Genomic DNA, 20,674 nt, shown 5'->3' on the forward strand with positions numbered 1-20,674 from the left:
GCCCGGGTGTGCCGACTGGTGCTCCGGCCGGCGTGCGCCACCCCTCCGCCGTGATCGGCGCGCCGCCCGTACGGGACTCAGTGCGCCGCCGACTCCCAGTCCCTACCCACCCCCACTGAGACGTCCAGCGGCGCGCGCAGCTCCACCGCCGAGGCCATCTCGCGGCGCACCAGCTCCTCCACCTCCGCACGCTCGCCGGGCGCGACCTCCAGCACGATCTCGTCGTGCACCTGCAGCAGCATCCGGGTGCGCAGCTCCCGCGCCCGCAGCGCCTCGTCCACCCGCAGCATCGCCAGCTTCACGATGTCGGCCGCGGTGCCCTGGATGGGGGCGTTGAGCGCCATCCGCTCGGCCATCTCGCGCCGCTGGCGGTTGTCGCTGTTGAGGTCGGGCAGATAGCGCCGGCGGCCGAGCATCGTCTCGGTGTAGCCGGTGGCGCGCGCCTCCTCCACGACCCGGTGCAGATAGTCGCGCACGCCGCCGAAGCGCTCGAAGTAGGTGTCCATCAGCTTGCGCGCCTCGGACGCCTCGATGTTCAACTGCGCGGCCAGGCCGAAGGCGGAGAGGCCGTAGGCCAGCCCGTACGACATGGCCTTGATCTTGCGGCGCATCTCGGCGTCGACCTCGGCGCTCGGCACGCCGAAGACCTGCGAGGCGACCGTGTCGTGCAGGTCCTCACCGGAGGTGAACGCCTCCAGCAGCCCGGCGTCCTGCGACAGGTGCGCCATCACGCGCAGCTCGATCTGGCTGTAGTCGGCGGTCAGCAGCGACTCGAAGCCCTCGCCGACGACGAAGCCGCGGCGGATCGCGCGGCCCTCGTCCGTGCGCACCGGGACGTTCTGCAGATTGGGGTCGGTGGAGGACAGGCGGCCGGTGGCGGCGACGATCTGGCTGAACGTGGTGTGGATGCGCCCGTCGGGCGCCACCGTCTTGATCAGCCCCTCGACCGTGGAGCGCAGCTTGGACTGCTCCCGGTGCCGCAGCATGATCACCGGCAGCTCGTTGTCGGTCTGCGTGGCGAGCCAGGCCAGCGCGTCGGCGTCGGTGGTGTAACCCGTCTTGGTCTTCTTGGTCTTCGGCAGCGCCAGCTCCCCGAAGAGGACCTCCTGCAGCTGCTTGGGCGAGCCGAGGTTGAACTCGTGCCCCGCCGCCTCGTGCGCCTCGGCCACCGCCTGCTGCACCGCGCCGGCGAACTGCTCCTCCAGCGAGCGCAGATGGGCGCCGTCGGCCGCGATGCCCGTGCGCTCCATGCGGGCCAGCAGCGCGGAGAGCGGCAGCTCCATCCCGCGCAGCAGCTCCAGCGCGCCGACCTCCGCCAGCCGCGGCGTGAACGCCTCGCCCAGGTCGAGCACCGCACGCGCCTGGCGCATCAGCGCCTCCGCCTCGGCGGTGCCGTCGGGGTCGTCGGAGTCCTCGGCCCCGAAGGCCAGTTGGCCGTCCTCGGCGGCGGGCTCCAACTCACGGCCGAGATACTCCACGGCCAGTTGTTCGAGGGCGAAGCCGCGGCGGCCCGGCTTGACGAGGTACGCGGCCAGCGCGGTGTCCATGGTGATGCCCAGGGCGCGCCAGCCGTGCTCGGCGAAGACCCGCTGCAGCGTCCGCGCGTCGTGGACGGTCTTGGGCGCCCCCGCGTCGGCCAGCCAGGCGGCGAAGGCCCGCTCGTCGGCCTCGTCCAGCTGCGCCGGATCGAACCAGGCGGCCGCTCCCCCGCCCTCCCCGGCGGCGGCCAGCGCGATCTCGCCGACCGAGCCCGCGCCCAGCTTCCAGCTGTCGACGGTGGCGATACCCAGGGCGCCCGCGCCGTGCTCCGCCAGCCAGGGCGCCAGCTCGCCCGCACCGATCAGCGTGCCCGCCACCTCCACACCAGGGGCGGCCGGCGCCTCCTCGGCCTCCTCGCCGCCCGGGTCGACGGCCAGCAGGCGGTCGCGGAAGTTCTGGTGGCGGAACTCCAGCGCGTCCATGACCGCACCGAGCGCCTCACGGTCGTACGCCCGCCGGGTCAGCTCGGCCGGGCCCGCGTCCAACTCCACGTCGCGCACCAGCTCCGTGAGGCGGCGGTTGAGCTTCACCGCCTCCAGGTGGTCGCGCAGACTCTGGCCCACCTTCCCCTTGACCTCGCCGGCCCGCTCGGCCAGCTCCGCGAAGGAGCCGAACTGGGTGATCCACTTGGTGGCGGTCTTCTCCCCCACGCCCGGGATCCCGGGGAGGTTGTCCGAGGGGTCGCCGCGCAGCGCCGCGAAGTCCGGGTACTGCGCGGGCGTCAGGCCGTACTTCTCCTGGACCTTCTCCGGCGTGAAGCGCGTCAGCTCCGAGACGCCCTTGGTCGGATAGAGCACCGTGGTGTGCGGTGAGACCAGCTGGAAGGAGTCGCGGTCGCCCGTGACGATCAGGACGTCGAAGCCCTGCGCCTCGGCCTGGGTGGCCAGCGTGGCGATGACGTCGTCGGCCTCGAAGCCGTCAACGGCGAAGCGCGGCACCCCCATCGCGTCCAGCACCTCCCCGATCAGACCGACCTGGCCCTTGAACTCCTCGGGCGAGGCGGAGCGGTTCGCCTTGTACGCCTCGAACTCCCGGGAGCGCCAGGTCGTGCGCGAGACGTCGAAGGCCACCGCCAGGTGCGTGGGCCGCTCGTCGCGCAGGGTGTTGGCCAGCATCGACAGGAAGCCGTAGACCGCGTTGGTGGTCTGCCCGGTGGAGGTGGAGAAGTTCTCCGCGGGCAGCGCGAAGAACGCCCGGTAGGCGAGCGAGTGCCCGTCCAGGAGGAGCAGCCGGGGCCGGCCTGTCTGCGAGGTTTTCGATGCGTTGTCAGCCACGGAACCGATCCTGCCATGCCCCACTGACAACGCGGACCGGTCGGCGCACGCGCGCACCCCCGGTGTGCGCACCCCCGGTGTGCGCACCCCCGGGGAGACCGCCGTCACTGCGGCCGTCCGCCGATAACGTGCACACTGCACACGTCATCCACCGCACCACCGATCGGAGCCGCCGCAGATGGCCGCACCCAAGTTCCCGCAGGAAGTCCTCGACGAGTTCGCCGGGGCGGGCCTGGACCTGGAGAAGCTCTTCTCCGCCGGCCGGCTCGGCGAGCGGATGGGCATCGAGATCCTGGAAGCCTCCCCCGGGCGGGTCGTGGCCACCATGCCGGTGGAGGGCAACACCCAGCCCTACGGACTGCTGCACGGCGGCGCCTCCGCCGTCCTCGCCGAGACCCTCGGCTCGGTCGGCGCGATGCTGCACGGCGGCGCGGCCAAACTGCCCGTCGGCGTCGACCTCAACTGCACCCACCACCGCGCCGCCGTCTCCGGCCTGGTCACGGGCGTGGCCACTCCGCTGCACCGGGGCCGCAGCACCGCCACGTACGAGATCGTCATCACCGACGAGCGAGGCCGCCGCGTCTGCACGGCGCGCCTGACGTGCCTGCTGCGCGAGGCGCAGGACAGCAACGTCCCCAACCCCCCGTCCGCGGCTTGACAACACGTTGACAGGGCGTCGACCACCGGTTGATCCCAGCATGCGGACCGCGTCGGGCCCCTTGCCGGGGGCCCGGCGTCCGACCTAGCGTTTCCGTATGGGCCTTGGTCATCGCGTACGTACGCGCCCCGCGCCGCCGCACACCACCGCGCGCCCGGCCGAGCGGCCGTGGTGAGCGCGCCCCCCGGCCCCGGGCCGACCCCCGGATCCGGCATCCAGCCGTTACCGGAAGTGATCGGATCGGACACCCCGCGTTTCGGCGACCGGCTCGGCGCACGCTGGTCCGCGCTCCCCCCGCGCCGCCGCCGCACGCTCCTCGCGGCGCTCGTGCTGGCGCTGCTCGCCGCCTTCGCCGGGCAGTACGCCGCCAGCCGCCCCGAGCCCCTGCCGCCTCCCGCGCCACCCTGGCCGTTCCAGTCGACGCAGTTCCGCTACCTGGGCCTGACCAGTCAACCCGCCGATCCCGCACGGGATTTCGCTATGCGGATCGCCGTCACCGTTATCAAGGGACCGCAGGTACGCATCGAGCGCCTCGCCGCCGACTTCCCGCAGCTGAAGATCACCGCCGAGCCCTCCCTGCCCACCGGATTCACCGCCGGACGAACCCGGACGCTCACCCTGCGGATGAGCGTCGCGGACTGCTCCGGGCTCCCCCTCGACGGCGGCCTCCCCTTCATCAACGTCACCCTGAGTAACGAACGCGGGAGGGAGGAGCAGTCCTGGATCCCCGGCGGCCACTACGCCCGCGATCTCTCCGCCGGGCTGCACGCCCTGTGCGATCAGTAAGAGGTGTCCTGGGCGCATACCCCTGAGCGGAACTGGACATTCTCACTATGCGGACAAGGCGGAGTGTCTCGATTCGACCGATTTATCCCGTCGAGGGCGTACACAATCGCCAACCGCCATAACAAGACAGTCACATCATGGGCCACCCCTCTGCCTCATCAGCTCTCACACGCCTAGAGTCACGGCCAGTCACCGCAGCCGGGCGAACTGCCGTTCACAACACCGAGCAATCACCCGGTCGGCGAAACGGCGCCGCAGACAGCCGGCGCCGTTCCAGGGGAAAGGATTGATCGTGCGTCACCGTTCCGTACTGATTCTCACCGCCGTGGTCACCACGGGAGCACTCACCCTCACCGCTTGCGGATCGCGCGACGACGACGGCAAGGGCAAGGGCACCGACGGCAAGAAGGTCACCGTCGTCATCGGCGTCGACGCCCCGCTCACCGGCGACCTCTCCGCCCTGGGCCTCGGCATCCGCAACTCCGCCGAACTCGCCGCGAAGACCGCGAACAAGAACAACGAGGTCCCCGGCGTCGAGTTCAAGATCGAGGCGTTCGACGACAAGGCCGCCCCCAACGAGGGCCAGCAGAACGCCACCAAGCTCGTCGCCAACAAGGACGTCCTGGGCGTCGTCGGCCCGCTGAACTCCAGCGTCGCCCAGTCCATGCAGGGCGTCTTCAACTCCGCCAAGCTGGTCCAGGTCTCCCCGGCCAACACCAACCCCGCGCTCTCGCAGGGCGAGGGCTGGGCGACCGGCGACAAGAAGCGCCCCTTCGAGTCGTACTTCCGCACCGCCACCACCGACGCCATCCAGGGCCCCTTCGCCGCGCGCTACCTCTTCCAGGACGCCGGTGTGAAGAACGTCTACGTCGTGGACGACCAGAAGACCTACGGCAAGGGCCTCGCGGAGACCTTCTCCAAGGAGTACACGACGCTCGGCGGCAAGATCGTGGGCACCGACCACGTCAACCCCGACGACCGCGACTTCAACTCCATCGTCACCAAGGTGAAGGCCGCCAAGGCCGACGCGGTCTACTACGGCGGTGAGTACCCGGCAGCCGGCCCCTTCAGCCAGCAGCTCAAGGACGCCGGCGTCAACATCCCGCTCATGGGCGGCGACGGCATCTTCTCCGGCGACTTCATCAAGCTCAACAAGAAGGCCGCCGGCGACCTGGCGACCTCCGTCGGCGAGCCCGTCGCCAAGATCGACACCGCCAAGCAGTTCGTCAAGGACTACGAGGCCGCGGGCTACAAGGACGCCTACGAGGCCTACGGCGGCTACTCCTACGACTCCGCCTGGGCCATCATCCAGGCCGTCAAGGCCGTCGTGAAGGACGGCGAGGTCCCCACCGACGCCCGCGAGCAGGTCATCAAGGCCATGTCGAGCGTCTCCTTCGCCGGCGTCACCGGCCAGGTCTCCTTCGACGAGTTCGGCGACACCACCAACAAGGCTCTGACCGTCTACAAGGTCGAGGGCACCGAATGGAAGGACGTCAAGTCCGGCAAGTTCGACGAGTAACCACGTCGGACACACCGCACTGACAGCACCGCAGTGAACGGCCGCGCGAGGGCGCCACGAGCGCCCTCGCGCGGACTTGTAACAACACCTTTTCCGTCCCACCCCCACGGAGGCCGCGCGGTGAACGAACTGCCGCAGCAGCTGGCCAATGGACTCATCCTCGGCGCGTTGTACGGTTTGATCGCGATCGGGTACACGATGGTCTACGGCATTGTCCAGCTCATCAACTTCGCCCACGGCGAGATATTCATGATCGGTGGCTTCGGAGCCTTCACGATCTACGCATACGTCCTGCCCGACGGCACGTCACTCGCAGTGGCACTCCCCCTGATGATCCTCTTCGGCGTCATCTGCGCGACCGGGGTCGGCGTCGCCGTGGAGCGGTTCGCCTACCGCCCCCTGCGCAACGCGCCCAAACTCGCACCACTGATCACAGCCATCGGTCTCTCCCTGGCCCTGCAGTACCTCATCTGGATGCGCTATCCCGAGGCCAAGAAGGACATCACCTTCCCCCAGTTCGAGGGCAAAGCCTTCGACCTCCTCGGCGCCACCATCCAGCGCGGCGACATCTTCGTCCTCATCGCCGCCCCCCTGTGCATGATCGCCCTCGGCTGGTTCGTCACCAAGACCCGCACCGGCCGCGGTATGCAGGCCACCTCGCAGGACCCCGACACCGCGAAGCTCATGGGCATCAACACCGACCGCATCATCGTCATGGCCTTCGCCATCGGTGCCGCGTTCGCCGCCATCGCCGCAGCCGCCTACGCCCTCAAGAACGGCCAGATCGGCTACCGCATGGGCTTCCTCATGGGCCTCAAGGCGTTCACCGCGGCCGTCCTCGGCGGCATCGGCAACATCTACGGCGCCATGCTCGGCGGCATCGTCCTCGGCCTCTGCGAAGCCCTCGCCACCGGCTACATCGACCAGATCCCCGGCATGCAGCAGTTCGGCAGCGGCTGGAAGGACGTATGGGCCTTCTCCCTTCTCATCCTCGTGCTGCTGTTCCGACCCCAGGGTCTGCTCGGCGAACGAGTCGCGGATCGGGCGTGATGCACCATGGCAACTGACCACAACCACGAGACCGCCCCGGTCATCCCGATGCCCGCCAAGGGCGCCGCCGCACTCACCGCAGTCGGCGCCCTCGCCACCGCGGTCGGCACCTTCCTGCCGTGGACCTGGACCTCCGAGTTCCCCGGCGACCTCACCTACTACGGCAGCCCCGCCGGCCTGCAGCTCGTCGCCCTCGCCGGCGCCCTGCTCACCCTGCTCTACGCCGCCGCCTGCCTCGGCATCCCCGGCACCCGCTGGCTGGCACCCGCCAGCGCCGAGAACGCCACCCTCTACGTGGCACTCGGCACCTTCGGCGCCGTCTGGTTCACCCTCATCGCCATCGCCGTCGAATTCGGCGGCCTCGCGAACCTCGACCCGGGCGGCTTCGCCTCCGGCGTCGGCGCCCTCCTCGCCCTGGCAGGCGCGCTCGGGCTGCCCGTCGACCGCACCAGCGCCACCGCCTGGGACTGGGCCGCCATCGGCAAGGGCACCGCGCTCGTCACCCTCATCGCGGTCATCCTCGTCCCCGAGGACTGGCAGTCCTACACCGCGACGGACCTCCTCACCGCCGCCGCCATCGGCGCCGGCGCCCTCCTCTTCCTCGTCCTCAAGAACGCACTGCGCCTCGGACACATCGCCCGCACCGTCAAGGCGAACGAAGAGACCTCCACCTGGATCGAGATCACCGGCATCATCGCCGCCTTCGCCGTCGGCCTGTACGTCTTCACCTACGGCATCGACACCGAAGGCGCCGAGGACTTCGTCGGCTACCTCATCCTCACCTCCCTCGCCTTCATCGGCCTGGGCCGCGCCGGCCTCATCGGACGCCTGAAGACCCTGACGCTCAAGCACCGCAACGTCACCTTCACCGCCGCCTTCGTCGCCGCCGCAGCGTTCCCCTTCACCCAGGAGAACGACGCCTACACCTCCGTCGCCACCAACATCCTCATCTTCGCGACGGTCGCACTCGGCCTCAACGTCGTCGTCGGCCTCGCCGGCCTCCTCGACCTCGGCTACGTCGCCTTCCTCGGCGTCGGCGCCTACACCGCCGCCCTGGTCTCCGGCTCCGCCGCCTCCAGCCTCGGCTTCCGCTTCCCCTTCTGGGCCGCGATGCTCACCGGCGCCGCGGTCTCGCTCCTCTTCGGCGTCCTCATCGGCGCCCCCACCCTGCGGCTACGCGGCGACTACCTCGCCATCGTCACCCTCGGCTTCGGCGAGATCTTCCGCCTCGCCATGCAGAACCTCAACGGCACCTCCGGCCCCAACGTCACCAACGGCTCCGCCGGCATCTCCAACATCCCCGAACTCGACCTGTTCGGCTGGAACTTCGGCGAAGCACACGACCTAGGCTTCGCCACCATCAACCGCTTCGGCAGCTACTTCCTGCTGATGCTCCTCGTCACCCTCATCGTCGTCCTCGTCTTCCGACGCGCCAGCGAATCCCGCATCGGACGCGCCTGGGTCGCCATCCGCGAGGACGAGACCGCAGCCACCGCCATGGGCATCAACACCTTCCGGCTCAAGCTCCTCGCCTTCGCCCTCGGCGCCGGACTCGCCGGACTCGCCGGCACCGTCCAGGCACACGTCACCACCACCGTCACACCCGAGCAGTACCTCTTCGCCAACACGGTGCCGCCCAACTCCGCCTTCCTCCTCGCCGCCGTCATCCTCGGCGGCATGGGAACGGTCAGCGGCCCCATCATCGGCGCCTCACTGCTCTTCCTCATCCCAGCCAAGCTGACCTTCCTCAACGACTGGCAGCTGCTCATCTTCGGCCTGGCACTCGTCCTCCTCATGCGCATCCGCCCCGAAGGACTCGTCGCCGACCGACGCAAGCAACTCGAGTTCCACGACACCGGTCAGACCGACGTCCCCAAGGACGCCACCGCGCTGACGAAGGTGGAGGCGTAACACATGACCACCAACACGCTCATCCCCGCCCAGCGCACCGGGAACCCGCTCCTCCAAGCCAGCGGCGTCACCATGCGCTTCGGCGGCCTCACCGCCGTCAAGGGCGTCGACTTCACCGTCAACCAAGGCGAGATCGTCGGCCTCATCGGCCCCAACGGCGCCGGCAAGACCACCTTCTTCAACTGCCTCACCGGGCTCTACGTGCCCACCGAGGGCACCGTGAAGTTCCGCGACAAGGTGCTGCCCCCCACGCCGCACAAGGTCACCGACGCCGGCATGGCCCGTACCTTCCAGAACATCCGGCTCTTCGCCAACATGACCGTCCTGGAAAACGTCCTCGTCGGCCGCCACACCCGCACCAAGGAAGGCCTCTTCTCCGCCCTCCTGCGCACCCCCGGCTTCAAAAGGGCCGAAATCGCCTCCGAGAAGCGCGCCATGGAACTCCTCGAGTTCACCGGCCTCGCCCACAAGCGCGACCACCTGGCCCGCAACCTCCCCTACGGCGAACAGCGCAAGCTGGAGATCGCCCGCGCGCTCGCCAGCGAACCCGGACTCCTCCTCCTGGACGAGCCCACCGCCGGCATGAACCCCCAGGAGACCCAGGCCACCCAGGAACTGGTCTTCGCCATCCGCGACCAGGGCATCGCCGTCCTCGTCATCGAGCACGACATGCGGTTCATCTTCAACCTCTGCGACCGCGTCGCCGTCCTCGTCCAGGGCGAGAAGCTCGTCGAAGGCACCGCCGAGACCGTACAGAGCGACGAACGCGTCGTCGCCGCCTACCTCGGCACCCCCTTCGAAGGCGACCCCGGAGCCGAGGAGGCAGCCGAGGTCCAGGCCGCCGAGGACGCCGCCCACGGCACCGTCTCCGACAGCACCACCAGCACCAAGGAGGACCGGTGACCGCACTGCTCCAGGTCGAGGACCTGCGCGTCTCCTACGGCAAGATCGAAGCCGTCAAGGGCATCTCGTTCAGCGTCGAAGCCGGCCAGGTCGTCACCCTCATCGGCACCAACGGCGCCGGCAAGACCACCACCCTGCGCACCCTCTCCGGCCTCCTCAAGCCCTCCGGCGGCAAGATCTTCTTCGAGGGCAAGCCCCTCGCCGAAGTCCCCGCGCACAAGATCGTCGCCATGGGCATAGCCCACTCCCCCGAAGGCCGGCGCCTCTTCCCGCGCCTCACCATCGAGGAGAACCTCCAACTCGGCGCGTACCTCCGCGACGACAAGGACGGCATCCAACAGGACATCCAGCGCGCCTACGACCTCTTCCCCATCCTCGGAGAACGCAGGAAGCAGGCCTCCGGCACCCTCTCCGGCGGCGAACAGCAGATGCTCGCCATGGGCCGCGCCCTCATGTCCCGCCCCAAACTGCTCATGCTCGACGAACCCTCCATGGGCCTCTCCCCGATCATGACGCAGAAGATCATGGCGACCATCGCCGAACTCAAGTCCCAGGGCACCACCATCCTGCTCGTCGAGCAGAACGCCCAGGCCGCGCTCTCCCTGGCCGACCAGGGACACGTCATGGAGGTCGGCAAGATCGTCCTCTCCGGCACCGGCCAGGACCTCCTGCACGACGACGAGGTCCGCAAGGCCTACCTCGGCGAGGACTGACACCCCTCCAAGATCGACACCGCGGCCCCCGTACCCCCTGGTGAGGGGGTACGGGGGCCGCGGCACGTTGCAGGAATCCGGACCTCAGGACGTCCCCGCCGCCTTCTTCGCCTGCTTCTCCTCGTCATCCTCGATGACCGCCTCGGCCACCTCACGCATCGACAACCGCCGATCCATCGACGTCTTCTGAATCCACCGGAACGCCGCCGGCTCCGTCAACCCGTACCGCGTCTGCAGCACACTCTTCGCCCGGTCCACCAGCTTGCGCGTCTCCAACCGCTGCGTGAGATCCTCGACCTCCTGCTCCAGCAGCTTCAACTGCGCGTACCGCGACACCGCCATCTCGATCGCCGGCACCACGTCACTCTTGCTGAACGGCTTCACCAGATACGCCATCGCACCCGCGTCCCGCGCCCGCTCGACCAGCTCACGCTGGGAGAAGGCCGTCAGCATCAGAACGGGCGCGATCGACTCCCCGCAGATCCGCTCCGCGGCCGAGATCCCGTCCAGCACCGGCATCTTCACATCCAGGATCACCAGATCCGGACGATGCTCCTCCGCCAGCTTCACCGCCGTCTCGCCGTCACCGGCCTCACCGACGACGACGTACCCCTCCTCCTCCAGCATCTCCTTCAGATCCAGCCGGATCAGCGCCTCGTCCTCGGCGATGACCACCCGGGTCACCTCCGGCGCGACAAGCGCCTCGCTCTCGGAGGCGACGACGGCCTCGGGGGTGATCTCATCAGATGCGTCGACGGGGCGGCTCACGGCGTGCGCTCCTTGGGGCCAGGGCAGGTAGGTCTCCATGAGCCTACCCACCGGCGGCGCAATGCCGTGAGCCGGTACACTGACGGTGGCAACCTGGCCGGGTTGGCGGAATGGCATACGCGAATGTCTCAAACACATTTGTCCGAAAGGGCGTGCGGGTTCGAATCCCGCACCCGGCACACATAGCTCGATCGCGTGAATATCGCGTAATGTGACCAACAAGCACCCTCCGTGACAGACGGTTGTCGAGTGCGACTCCACGGCGACTCGGTTCGCGATCAAGCTCTTGCCATGATCCGCAGTGGTTCCAAGAACGTAGAAGCAGCCAGACACCTGAACGTTCCCGTCGGGACGGTCAGCTACTGGCTGCATGAGGATCGGCGCAGACGAGGAACCCTGCCGGGCCGGAAGGAATCCGTCTGCCCCTTCTGCCACGGGGCAGACCTTGACCACCCCAGCTACGCGTACCTTCTGGGTCTCTATCTGGGTGACGGCCACATCATCCAGCCCCCCAGTCACCGCACCCCCAGCCTCATGATCACGTGCAGCAACACGTGGCCCGGTCTGATGGACGAGTGCGAAAGCGCCATGCGCGCTGTACTCCCCGACAACTCCGTCTGCCGCGTACGGCGCATCGGGTGCTACAACGTCAAAATCTACTCGAAGCACCTGTGGTGCCTGTTCCCCCAGCACGGCGAGGGAAAGAAGCACGAGCGTCCGATCCGGCTGGAGCCCTGGCAGCAGCGGATCATCGATGAGTACCCGTGGGAGTTCATCCGGGGGTTGATCCACTCCGACGGCAGTCGGATCACCAACTGGACCGTGCGCACCATCGCGGGCGAGCGGAAGCGCTACGAGTACCCGAGGTACTTCTTCACCAATACCTCGCGCGACATCCTGCGCCTCTTCACGGACGCCCTGGACCGGGTCGGCGTGGAGTGGAAGTCCGCGAACCAACGACGTGCGGCGCAGAACATCTCCGTCGCCAAGCGTGCCTCCGTTGCTCTCATGGATGCGCACGTGGGGCCCAAGTACTGAGCCGTCGCTACCGCTTGGCCGCCTTCAGGACCACGAACTTCGCGTTTGACGCGATCACCGTGCAGTTGCCGAAGATGCGCTTGAGGTGTTCGTGGTAGCCGAGGTGGCGGTTTCCCACCACGCGGAGTTCGCCGCCCTGGCGTAGGACCCGGTGGGCGTCCTGGAACATGCGCAGTGCTGTGCGGTCCGTTGTGGCCTGGTGGCTGTGGAACGGGGGGTTGTTGAGGACCACGTCCGCTGATGCGGTGGGGATGTCGGTGAGGGCGTCGGTGACGTGGAAGTCGGCTTGCGCCTCGGGGGTGTTGGCCTGCCAGGTGGCTTTCGCGGAGGCGATGGCCTGGTGCGACTCGTCGGTGAAGGTCACGTGGGCCCGGGGGTTGGCGGCTGCCGCCGCGGTACCGAGGATGCCGTTGCCGCAGCCGAGGTCGATGACGTCCACGGGGCCCGTACGGGTGGGGAGGTGGGCCAGGAGGAGTCGGGTGCCGAGGTCGAGGCGGTCGGCGCAGAAGATGCCGGCGTGGTTGGTGACGGGGTGGTCGGCGAGGGGGCCGGGGGTGGCGGGGGGCAGGGTGTAGGTGTGGGGCCAGGGGTTGGGGGGGCGGTGGAGGGTCTGGTCCGGTGTGGTGAGGATGAGGCGGGCCTTCTTGGCCGCGAGGGTGGTGCGGGTGGGGCCGACGAGGTCGCCGAGCAGGGTGAGGGTGGAGGTGTGGATCTCCTTCACCATGCCCGCGCCGATGACCGTGGCTCCGGGTGCCAAGGTGGGGGCGAGGCGGTGGAGTTGCTCTTCGAGGAGCGCGAGGCTCTTGGGGACGCGGAACAGCAGGAGGTCCGTGCGCGGGGGTGGGGTGTCCTGGGTGGTGAGGAGGGTGACGTCCTGCACCGGGAGGCCGTTGCGGGCGAGGTTGGCGCGGGTGGCCTGCTGGGTGAGGTGGGAGTCGGTGATCTGGACGGGGTGGTGGGGGGCGAGTGCGGTGGTGAGGGCGCCCCAGTGGTCGCCGAGGATGGTGATGCGGCCGGGGTCGCGGCCCTCGCGCAGTGCGGTGAGGGCGGGGCCGGGTGGGATGTGTTCCTCGGCCTTCGCGGTGAGGTCGGCGGGGGTGTCGCCGGCGAGGTAGTTCAGGAGGTATTCGTCGGCGGCGTCCCAGGCGCGGTGGGGGTCGCGGGGGTCGGCGGGGTGGCGGGCGAGGTGGTGGTCGCCGTGGGGGGTGCGGAGGCGGTTCATTACCGCTCAGGCTAGCCGAGGGTGGCGGTGGGGGTGGGGCCGCGGTGTTCGTACGACTGTCCTGTACGAACACCGCGGCCCGTTTGCGTGCCGTCGGGCCGGGGTGTCAGCCGCGGGTTTCGGTTTCGCCGATGTGGTGGACGCGGACGAGGTTGGTGGCGCCGGGGACGCCGGGTGGGGAGCCGGCGATGATGATGACGGTTTCGCCCTTGCGGCAGCGGCCGATGCGCAGGAGTTCCTCGTCGACCTGGGCGACCATTTCGTCGGTGCTCTGGACCATGGGTCCGAGGAAGGTCTCGACGCCCCAGGTGAGGTTGAGTTGGGAGCGGGTGGCGGGGACGGGGGTGAAGGCGAGGACGGGGATGGGTGAGCGGTAGCGGCTGAGGCGGCGGACGGTGTCGCCGGAGTGGGTGAAGGCGACGAGGTGGGTGGCGTTGAGGAAGTCGCCGATTTCGGCGGCGGCTCGGGCCATGGCGCCGCCCTGGGTGCGGGGTTTGTTGCGTTCGGTGAGGGGTGGGAGTCCCTTGGCGAGCATGTCCTCTTCGGCGGCGGAGACGATGCGGCTCATGGTTTTGACGGTTTGTACGGGGTATTTGCCGACGCTGGTTTCGCCGGAGAGCATGACGGCGTCGGTGCCGTCCATGACGGCGTTGGCGACGTCGGAGGCTTCGGCGCGGGTGGGGCGGGATGCGTCGATCATGGATTCGAGCATCTGGGTGGCGACGATGACGGGTTTGGCGTTGCGTTTGGCGAGTTTGATGGCGCGTTTTTGGACGACGGGGACTGTTTCGAGGGGCATTTCGACGCCGAGGTCGCCGCGGGCGACCATGATTCCGTCGAAGGCGTCGACGATGGCTTCGAGGTTGTCGACGGCCTGGGGTTTTTCGATTTTGGCGATGACGGGGAGGCGGCGCTTCTCCTCGTCCATGATGCGGTGGACGTCGCGGATGTCGTCGGCGTTGCGTACGAAGGAGAGGGCGATGGTGTCGACTCCGGTGCGCAGGGCCCAGCGGAGGTCTTCGCGGTCTTTTTCGGAGAGGGCGGGGACGGAGACGGCGACGCCGGGGAGGTTGAGTCCTTTGTGGTCGGAGACCATGCCGCCTTCGATGACCATGGTGTGGACGCGGGGGCCGTCGATGTGGGTGACTTCGAGGGTGACGCGGCCGTCGTCGACGAGGATGCGTTCGCCGGTGGTGACGTCGGTGGCGAGGCCGGTGTAGGTGGTGGAGCAGCCGGTGCGGTCGCCGTGGGTTTCGTCGACGGTGATGGTGAACTCGTCGCCTCGTTCGAGGAGTACGGGGCCTTCGTGGAAGGTGCCGAGGCGGATTTTGGGGCCTTGGAGGTCGGCGAGGATGCCGACGCTGCGGCCTGTTTCGTCGGAGGCTTTGCGTACGCGCGCGTAGCGTTCTTCGTGTTCGGCGTGGGTGCCGTGGCTGAGGTTGAGTCGGGCTACGTCCATGCCGGCTTCGACCAGTGCCTTGATCTGGTCGTATGAGTCGGTGGCGGGGCCCAGGGTGCATACGATCTTCGCTCGGCGCATGGTGTCGACTCTATGACTTACCGGCGGGTAGTGAACTGTTGGCGGGCTACTGTCCAACGTCCTTTGTGTGAAGGGATGTTGACAAACAGTAAAACGTGCACGGGGGTGCTCTTTTGAGCATTCGGTGGGGGTGATCCAGGGTTGCCGGTGATTCAGGGCTGTCGCAGATCAGCGGGTGTTGTTGCTGCGGGGGGTTGGGCGGCGGCTTGGGTGTCGGTGCGTGGTGCGGGGAGGAGGGGGCGGGTTTTCGGGGGGTGTTGGAGGCCGAAGGTGGTGAAGGCGGTGCGGCGGGGCAGGCGGTAGTGCTCGTGGCCGGTGAGGTGGTTGAGGATGCGGGCGCTGCGGTGGGCGGCGAGTCCGAGGTCGGGGGTGCCGACGCCGTGGGTGTGGCGTTCGGCGTTTTGGACGTAGAGGGCGCCGGGGATGTCGGTGTCGAGGACGAGCCGGTGGTGTTCGTCGATGCGGGGGCGGCCGGCGGTGTCGTGGGTGAGGTGGTCGGCGAGGGGGCCGAGGGTGCGGGCGAGGGGGCGTTCGCGGTAGCCGGTGGCGAGGATGACGGCGCTGGTGACGAGTCGTTCGCGGTGTGACTGCTGCTGGTGTTCGAGGTGGAGTTCGATCTGGGCGTTGCCGAGGCGGCCGGCGGTGCGGACGGTGACGCCGGGGGTGAGGACGGTGTCGGGCCAGGTGCCGCCGAGGGTGCGGTGGTGGAGTTCGGCGTGGATGGCGGCGATGGTGTCGTGGTCGATGCCCTTGTAGAGCTGCCACTGGCCGGGGAGGAGGGTGTCGCGGACGTGTTGGGGCAGGGCGTGGAAGTAGCGGGTGTAGTCGGGGGTGAAGTGTTCGAGGCCGAGTTTGCTGTATTCCATGGGGGCGAACGCGGGGGTGCGGGTGAGCCAGTGGAGGCGTTCGGCGCCGGTGGGGCGGGCGCGGAGGAGGTCGAGGAAGATCTCGGCGCCGGACTGGCCGGAGCCGATGACGGTGAGGTGGTCGAGGGTGAGGAGGTGGTCGCGGTGGGTGAGGTAGTCGGCTGAGTGGATGACGGGGACGGCGGGGGTTTCGGTGAGGGGGCGCAGGGGTTCGGGGATCCAGGGTTCGGTGCCGATGCCCAGGACGAGGTTGCGGGCGGTGAGGCGGGCGAGGGCCTGGGCGTGGCCGTTTTCGTCGACTTGGGTGAAGTCGATTTCGAAGGCGGCGAGTTGGGGGTTCCAGCGGATGGCGTCGGCTTGGTGGCCGAAGTGGAGGTGGGGGAGGTTTTCGCTGACCCAGCGGCAGTAGGCGTCGTATTCGGCGCGGTGGGTGTGGAGTTGTTCGGCGAAGTAGAAGGGGTAGAGGCGGTCGTGTTCGCGTAGGTAGTTGAGGTAGGTCCAGGGGCTGGTGGGGTCGGTGAGGGTGACGAGGTCGGCGAGGAAGGGGACTTGGAGGGTGCTGCCTTCGATCATGAGGCCGGGGTGCCAGCTGAAGTGGGGGCGGCGGTCGTAGAAGGCGGTGGTGAGGTTCTGGACGGGGTGGGCGAGGGCGGCGAGGGAGAGGTTGAAGGGGCCGATTCCGATGCCGATGAGGTCGAGGGGCTGCTGGTGGGGCGGGGTCATCGGGCTGGCCTGCCTTCCTTGACGGTGCTGTCTTCCCGGGTGGTGTGGTCCTCGGTGCGGGGGGCGGGGGTCTTGGTGGCGCGGGCGTGGTGGGCGTCTCGTACGAGGGCGGGGATGTCGGCGAGGTCGCCGGGGGTGACGTGGGGGTTGAGGAGGGTGGCTTTGAGCCAGAGGCGGCCGTCGGCGCGGGCGCGGCCGAGGACGGCGCGGCCCTGGGTGAGGAGGTCGCGGCGCAGGGCGGCGACGTCGTCGTCGGTGGCGTCGGTGGGGCGGAAGAGGACGGTGGTGAGGGTGGGGGTGGCGTGGAGTTCGAGTGCGGGTTCGTCGTCGATGAGGGTGGCGAGGTGGTGGGCGGCGCCGAGGACGGCTTCGATGAGTTCGGCGAGGCCGGTGCGGCCGAGTGCTTTGAGGGTGACGGCGATTTTGAAGGCGTCGGGGCGGCGGGTGGTGCGCAGGGAGCGGCCGAGGAGGTCGGGGAGGCCGGCGTCGGTGTCGTCGGGGGCGTTGAGGTAGTCGGCCTGCCAGGTGAGGGGGGCGGCGTCGGTGTGGTCGCGCAGGGCCAGGAGGCCGGCGGCGGCGGGCTGCCAGCCGAGTTTGTGCAGGTCGAGGGTGACGGTGTGGGCGTGCTGGAGGCCGTCGACGAGGTGGCGCAGGCGGGGGGCGAGGCGCAGGAGGCCGGCGTGGGCGGCGTCGATGTGGAGGCGGGCGCCGTGGGTGGTGGTGAGGGCGGCGAGGGCGGGGAGGGGGTCGATGGCGCCGGTGTCGGTGGTGCCGGCGGTGGCGACGACGAGGGTGGGGGCGAGGGCGCGGTGGAGGGCGGCGGCGAGGCGGGCGGGGTCGAGGATGCCTTGGGGGGTGGGCAGGGTGGTGGGTTGGGGCAGGCCGAGGAGCCAGGCGGCGCGGGCGATGCTGTGGTGGGCGTTGGCGCCGCAGAGGATGCGCAGGCGGGGGCCGTGGTGTTCGCGGGCGAGGAGGAGGGCGAGTTGGTTGGACTCGGTGCCGCCGGTGGTGAACAGGGCGTCGGGGGTGGTGGTGTCGCCGGGGGCGGGGGGGTAGATCTCGCGGGCGAGGGTGTGGGCGAGGAGGGTTTCGAGGGCGGTGGCGGCGGGGGCCTGGTCCCAGGAGTCGAGTGAGGGGTTGAGGGCGGCGACGGCGAGTTCGGCGGCGGCGGCGACGGCGAGGGGCGGGGTGTGCAGGTGGGCGGCGCAGTGGGGTTCGGCGGGGTCGGCGGCGCCGGCGGCGAGGGCGGTGGTGAGGGTGCGCAGGGCGGTGTGGGCGCCTTCGCCGCGGTAGGGGAGCAGGTCGCCGGCTTCTTCGCGTAGCTGCTTGGCCACGGCGTCGGGTCCGCCGGCGGGGAGGGGTCCGCCGCGGGCGGTGGCGCCGACGGTGAGGGCGTCGAGGGCGGTGTCGGTGAGGGGCCGTAGTGCGCGCGGTCCTGCGGGGCCGCCGGCGAGGGCGTTGCTGGTGGGCGCCCCGGGATCGGTTGCGGGCATGCGGCTCTCCTTGGGGGGGTCGGGATCGTTACGCTACTTCGGCTTTACGTGAACTATGCGGGTGTCGGGTGGAGTTCGCCCGTACGTGGGATGGGTGGGCGAAGGGTGAGGCCCCGCGCTGAGCTGCGCGGGGCCTCGTTCGGATGGGGTGGCGGGGGGTTGTCAGTCCTTCGTGTCCCGTACGCGCAGTGCGCGGCGCAGGTCGTCGAGCTGGTCGGCGAGTTTGCGGTGCAGGGCGGGGGTGGGGGTGGTGTCGCGCAGGGTGGTGTCGCCCAGGTCGAGGGTGGCGTGGTCGACGTGCGGGAGGGGGAAGGCGTGGCGGCCGGCGGCTTCGGCCATGGCGGGGCCGCGGCGTTCGGCGAGGGTGGCGGCGTCGGTGTAGTAGCGCGGTACGTAGGCGGCGGTGAGGTGCTGGTGCTCGGGCTGCCAGAAGCCCTGGGCGGTGGCGGTGAAGAGGTAGTTGGACAGGGCGTCGTCCGCGTCGAACATGGCGTTCCAGGCGGCTTCCTTGGCCTGGGGGGTGGGGAGGGCGGCGCGGCAGCGGGCGGCGCCCTCCTGGCCGGTGGCGCTGGGGTCGGCGGCGAGTTCGGCGGTGATCTGCTCGTCGGTGGCGGCGCCGAGGACGGCGAGGCGCAGCAGGGTGCGCCAGCGCAGTTCGGGGTCGAGTTCGGGTCCGCCGGGGACGGTGCCGGCGGTCAGCCAGGCGGTCAGCTCGTCGGGCTGGGTGGCGGAGTCGATGAGGGCGCGTACGGCGGTGAGGCGCAGTCCGGGGTTGTCGCCGCCGTCCGTGGAGTGGAGGAGGGCGCGGGCGGTGGTGGTGAGGAGGGCGAGGGCGGCGGGTCGTTCGTCGGCCGGGAGGTAGCGGTCGGCGATCTGGGTGCGGGCGAAGGTGAGGACGCCCTGGATGACGGCGAGGTCGCTCTCCTCGGGGAGGTGTGCGCCCACTGCTTCGAGGTAGGCGGGGGGCGCCAGTTCGCCGTCGCGGACCATGTCGCGCAGGGTGTTCCAGACGACGGCCCGGTTGAGGGCGTCGGGGATGTCGGAGAGGCGGCGCAGTGCGGTCTGCAGTGAGGTCTCGTCGAGGCGGACCTTGGCGTAGGTGAGGTCGCCGTCGTTGAGGAGGAGCAGGTCGGGGCGGGGGCCGGGGTGGGTGGTGGGGGTGTCCGGTCCGGGGACGTCCTGGGTGAAGCGCTCCCGCAGGACCAGTCCGTCGGGGCCGTGGTCGTAGGCGGCGACGGAGATGTGGTGGGGGCGGCTGCCGTCGTGGCGGATGTGGAGGCTCCAGGAGTCGTCGGTGCTCTGGATCTCGGGGGTGAGGGTGTCGACTCCGGTCGTACGGAGCCACGCCTGGGCCCAGGCGGTGACGTCGCGGTCGGAGGCGCGGGCCATGGAGTCGATGAAGTCGGCGAGGGTGGCGTTGGCGAACCTGTGGCGGGCGAAGTGGTCGTTGACGCCGGCGAGGAAGTCCTTCTCGCCGAGCCAGGCGACGAGTTGGCGTAGGGCGCTGGCGCCCTTGGCGTAGGAGATGCCGTCGAAGTTGAGGAGGGCGGCGGCGCCGTCGGGGACGTTGTCGGGGGCGACGGGGTGGGTGGAGGGGCGTTGGTCGGCGTCGTAGCCCCAGCCCTTGCGGGCGATGGCGAAGTCGGTCCAGGTGTCGGTGAAGCGGGTGCACTCGGTGAGGGTCTGGTAGCCCATGTACTCGGCGAAGGACTCGTTGAGCCAGATGTCGTCCCACCACTGGAGGGTGACGAGGTCGCCGAACCACATGTGGGCCATCTCGTGGGCGATGACCATGGCGCGGACCTGGCGTTCGGTGTCGGTGACGGCGGAGCGGTAGACGAACTCGTCGCGGAAGGTGACGAGTCCGGGGTTCTCCATGGCGCCGGCGTTGAACTCGGGGACGAACGCCTGGTCGTAGGAGTCGAAGGGGTAGGGCTCGGTGAACTTGGCGTGGTAGCGGTCGTAGCAGTCGGTGGTGAGGGCGAACAGTTCGTCGGTGTCGCGGTCGAGGTGCTCGGCGAGGGAGCGGCGGCAGTGCAGGCCGAAGGGGAGGCCGGCGTGTTCGCGTACCACGGAGTGCCAGGGGCCGGCGGCGACGGCGACGAGGTAGGTGGACAGGGGCGGGGTGGTGGCGAGGGTCCAGCGGCCGGGGGCGGTGGCGGTGGCTCGGCCGTTGCCCAGGACGGTCCACTCCTGGGGGGCGGTGACGGTGACGTCGAAGACCGCCTTGAGGTCGGGCTGGTCGAAGGCGGCGAAGACGCGCTGGACGTCGTCGAGGAAGAGCTGAGTGTAGAGGTAGGTCTCGCCGTCGGCGGGGTCGGTGAAGCGGTGCATGCCCTCGCCGGTGTGGGAGTAGCGCATGTCGGCTTCGACGCGCAGTTCGTGTGCGCCGGCGGTGAGGGTGAGGGCGAGACGGTTGCCGTCCAGGGCCGCGGGGTCGAGTGCGGTGCCGTCGAGGGTCGCGCGGTGCAGGGTGGCCGGCTTCAGCTCGACGAAGGTGGCGGCGTCCTGGTGGGCGGTGAAGCGGATCACGGTGGTGGAGCCGAAGACCTCCTCGCCGCGGGTGAGGTCCAGGTCGATGGCGTAGTGCTGGACGTCGAGGAGCTGGGCTCGGGTCTGCGCTTCGTCGCGCGTCAGTGCGGGCATGGGGACATGCTGCCTCATGCCCCGG

Annotated in this window: 15 protein-coding genes and 1 tRNA gene; 9 read left to right on the top strand and 7 right to left on the bottom strand. The window is 69.7% G+C overall.

The genetic code is table 11. The annotated features are described in order from the left end of the window. Positions 1-77: 77 nt before the first annotated feature. A complete protein-coding gene (polA, locus tag ACFQLX_RS00360) occupies positions 78-2,813 on the bottom strand; it encodes a DNA polymerase I (protein ID WP_386410266.1) in 2,736 nt (911 codons plus the stop codon). Positions 2,814-2,991: 178 nt separating this feature from the next. On the opposite strand from polA, the gene ACFQLX_RS00365 reads away from it, so the two are divergent. The 7 genes from ACFQLX_RS00365 (at position 2,992) to ACFQLX_RS00395 (ending at position 10,353) form a co-directional block, all read left to right on the top strand. After that, positions 2,992-3,471: a PaaI family thioesterase gene (locus ACFQLX_RS00365; protein ID WP_386410269.1), complete on the top strand. Its 480-nt coding sequence runs from the start codon at positions 2,992-2,994 to the stop codon at positions 3,469-3,471. 231 nt (positions 3,472-3,702) lie between these two features. Next, positions 3,703-4,257 (top strand): hypothetical protein, encoded by a 555-nt coding sequence (locus tag ACFQLX_RS00370; protein WP_386410272.1) that lies wholly within the window; start codon positions 3,703-3,705, stop codon positions 4,255-4,257. A gap of 292 nt (positions 4,258-4,549) precedes the next feature. Next, positions 4,550-5,776: a branched-chain amino acid ABC transporter substrate-binding protein gene (locus ACFQLX_RS00375; RefSeq protein WP_386410275.1), complete on the top strand. Its 1,227-nt coding sequence runs from the start codon at positions 4,550-4,552 to the stop codon at positions 5,774-5,776. 120 nt (positions 5,777-5,896) lie between these two features. Then, the gene (locus ACFQLX_RS00380; RefSeq protein ID WP_386410278.1) at positions 5,897-6,826 is read left to right on the top strand and encodes a branched-chain amino acid ABC transporter permease; all 930 of its coding nucleotides are present in this window, start codon (positions 5,897-5,899) and stop codon (positions 6,824-6,826) included. 6 nt (positions 6,827-6,832) lie between these two features. Further along, positions 6,833-8,737 carry a branched-chain amino acid ABC transporter permease gene (locus tag ACFQLX_RS00385; RefSeq protein WP_386410281.1) on the top strand — a complete coding sequence of 635 codons (1,905 nt, stop codon included), beginning with the start codon at positions 6,833-6,835 and terminating at the stop codon, positions 8,735-8,737. A gap of 3 nt (positions 8,738-8,740) precedes the next feature. Continuing rightward, entirely contained in the window at positions 8,741-9,640 is a 900-nt protein-coding gene (locus ACFQLX_RS00390; protein WP_386410284.1) for an ABC transporter ATP-binding protein, read from the top strand. After that, on the top strand, positions 9,637-10,353 hold the full coding sequence (locus ACFQLX_RS00395; protein WP_386410287.1) for an ABC transporter ATP-binding protein: 717 nt from the start codon (positions 9,637-9,639) through the stop codon (positions 10,351-10,353). Before ACFQLX_RS00390 ends, ACFQLX_RS00395 begins: the two co-directional genes overlap by 4 nt. An 84-nt stretch (positions 10,354-10,437) precedes the next feature. Here the strand turns inward: ACFQLX_RS00395 and ACFQLX_RS00400 are convergent, their stop codons facing one another. Further along, the gene (locus tag ACFQLX_RS00400) at positions 10,438-11,091 is read right to left on the bottom strand and encodes an ANTAR domain-containing response regulator (protein WP_386410660.1); all 654 of its coding nucleotides are present in this window, start codon (positions 11,089-11,091) and stop codon (positions 10,438-10,440) included. Between the two features lie 126 nt (positions 11,092-11,217). Here ACFQLX_RS00400 and ACFQLX_RS00405 point away from each other — a divergent pair. Both ACFQLX_RS00405 and ACFQLX_RS00410 read left to right on the top strand, forming a co-directional pair. After that, positions 11,218-11,300 (top strand) — tRNA-Leu (locus ACFQLX_RS00405). Positions 11,301-11,412: 112 nt separating this feature from the next. Continuing rightward, a complete protein-coding gene (locus ACFQLX_RS00410) occupies positions 11,413-12,159 on the top strand; it encodes a helix-turn-helix domain-containing protein (RefSeq protein ID WP_386410290.1) in 747 nt (248 codons plus the stop codon). 7 nt (positions 12,160-12,166) lie between these two features. On the opposite strand, the gene ACFQLX_RS00415 is transcribed toward ACFQLX_RS00410, so the two are convergent. The 5 genes from ACFQLX_RS00415 to pepN all read right to left on the bottom strand — a co-directional run bounded on the left by ACFQLX_RS00415 (position 12,167) and on the right by pepN (position 20,649). After that, positions 12,167-13,381 carry a methyltransferase gene (locus tag ACFQLX_RS00415; protein WP_386410293.1) on the bottom strand — a complete coding sequence of 405 codons (1,215 nt, stop codon included), beginning with the start codon at positions 13,379-13,381 and terminating at the stop codon, positions 12,167-12,169. 106 nt (positions 13,382-13,487) lie between these two features. Next, complete coding sequence (pyk, locus tag ACFQLX_RS00420) at positions 13,488-14,921, bottom strand: pyruvate kinase (protein ID WP_386410296.1); 1,434 nt, start codon at positions 14,919-14,921, stop codon at positions 13,488-13,490. Between the two features lie 152 nt (positions 14,922-15,073). After that, entirely contained in the window at positions 15,074-16,510 is a 1,437-nt protein-coding gene (locus tag ACFQLX_RS00425) for a lysine N(6)-hydroxylase/L-ornithine N(5)-oxygenase family protein (protein WP_386410299.1), read from the bottom strand. Further along, positions 16,507-18,003, bottom strand: coding sequence for a pyridoxal phosphate-dependent decarboxylase family protein (locus tag ACFQLX_RS00430; RefSeq protein WP_386410302.1), 1,497 nt, complete (start codon positions 18,001-18,003; stop codon positions 16,507-16,509). The genes ACFQLX_RS00425 and ACFQLX_RS00430 overlap by 4 nt, the downstream gene beginning before the upstream one ends. A 162-nt stretch (positions 18,004-18,165) precedes the next feature. Then, positions 18,166-20,649, bottom strand: coding sequence for an aminopeptidase N (pepN, locus tag ACFQLX_RS00435; protein ID WP_386410304.1), 2,484 nt, complete (start codon positions 20,647-20,649; stop codon positions 18,166-18,168). Between the last annotated feature and the right edge of the window lie 25 nt (positions 20,650-20,674).

The sequence above is a fragment of the Streptomyces polyrhachis genome, from assembly GCF_042663125.1.
Classification (GTDB): Bacteria; Actinomycetota; Actinomycetes; order Streptomycetales; family Streptomycetaceae; genus Streptomyces; species Streptomyces polyrhachii.

Excerpts from the sequence above, each read along its gene's own strand:
- ACFQLX_RS00410 (WP_386410290.1), top strand. The coding sequence starts at position 11,413 with ATGATCCGCAGTGGTTCCAAGAACGTAGAAGCAGCCAGACACCTGAAC.
- ACFQLX_RS00365 (WP_386410269.1), top strand. The coding sequence starts at position 2,992 with ATGGCCGCACCCAAGTTCCCGCAGGAAGTCCTCGACGAGTTCGCCGGG.
- ACFQLX_RS00425 (WP_386410299.1), bottom strand. The coding sequence starts at position 16,510 with ATGACCCCGCCCCACCAGCAGCCCCTCGACCTCATCGGCATCGGAATC.
- ACFQLX_RS00430 (WP_386410302.1), bottom strand. The coding sequence starts at position 18,003 with ATGCCCGCAACCGATCCCGGGGCGCCCACCAGCAACGCCCTCGCCGGC.
- ACFQLX_RS00385 (WP_386410281.1), top strand. The coding sequence starts at position 6,833 with ATGGCAACTGACCACAACCACGAGACCGCCCCGGTCATCCCGATGCCC.
- pepN (WP_386410304.1), bottom strand. The coding sequence starts at position 20,649 with ATGCCCGCACTGACGCGCGACGAAGCGCAGACCCGAGCCCAGCTCCTC.
- ACFQLX_RS00390 (WP_386410284.1), top strand. The coding sequence starts at position 8,741 with ATGACCACCAACACGCTCATCCCCGCCCAGCGCACCGGGAACCCGCTC.
- ACFQLX_RS00415 (WP_386410293.1), bottom strand. The coding sequence starts at position 13,381 with ATGAACCGCCTCCGCACCCCCCACGGCGACCACCACCTCGCCCGCCAC.
- pyk (WP_386410296.1), bottom strand. The coding sequence starts at position 14,921 with ATGCGCCGAGCGAAGATCGTATGCACCCTGGGCCCCGCCACCGACTCA.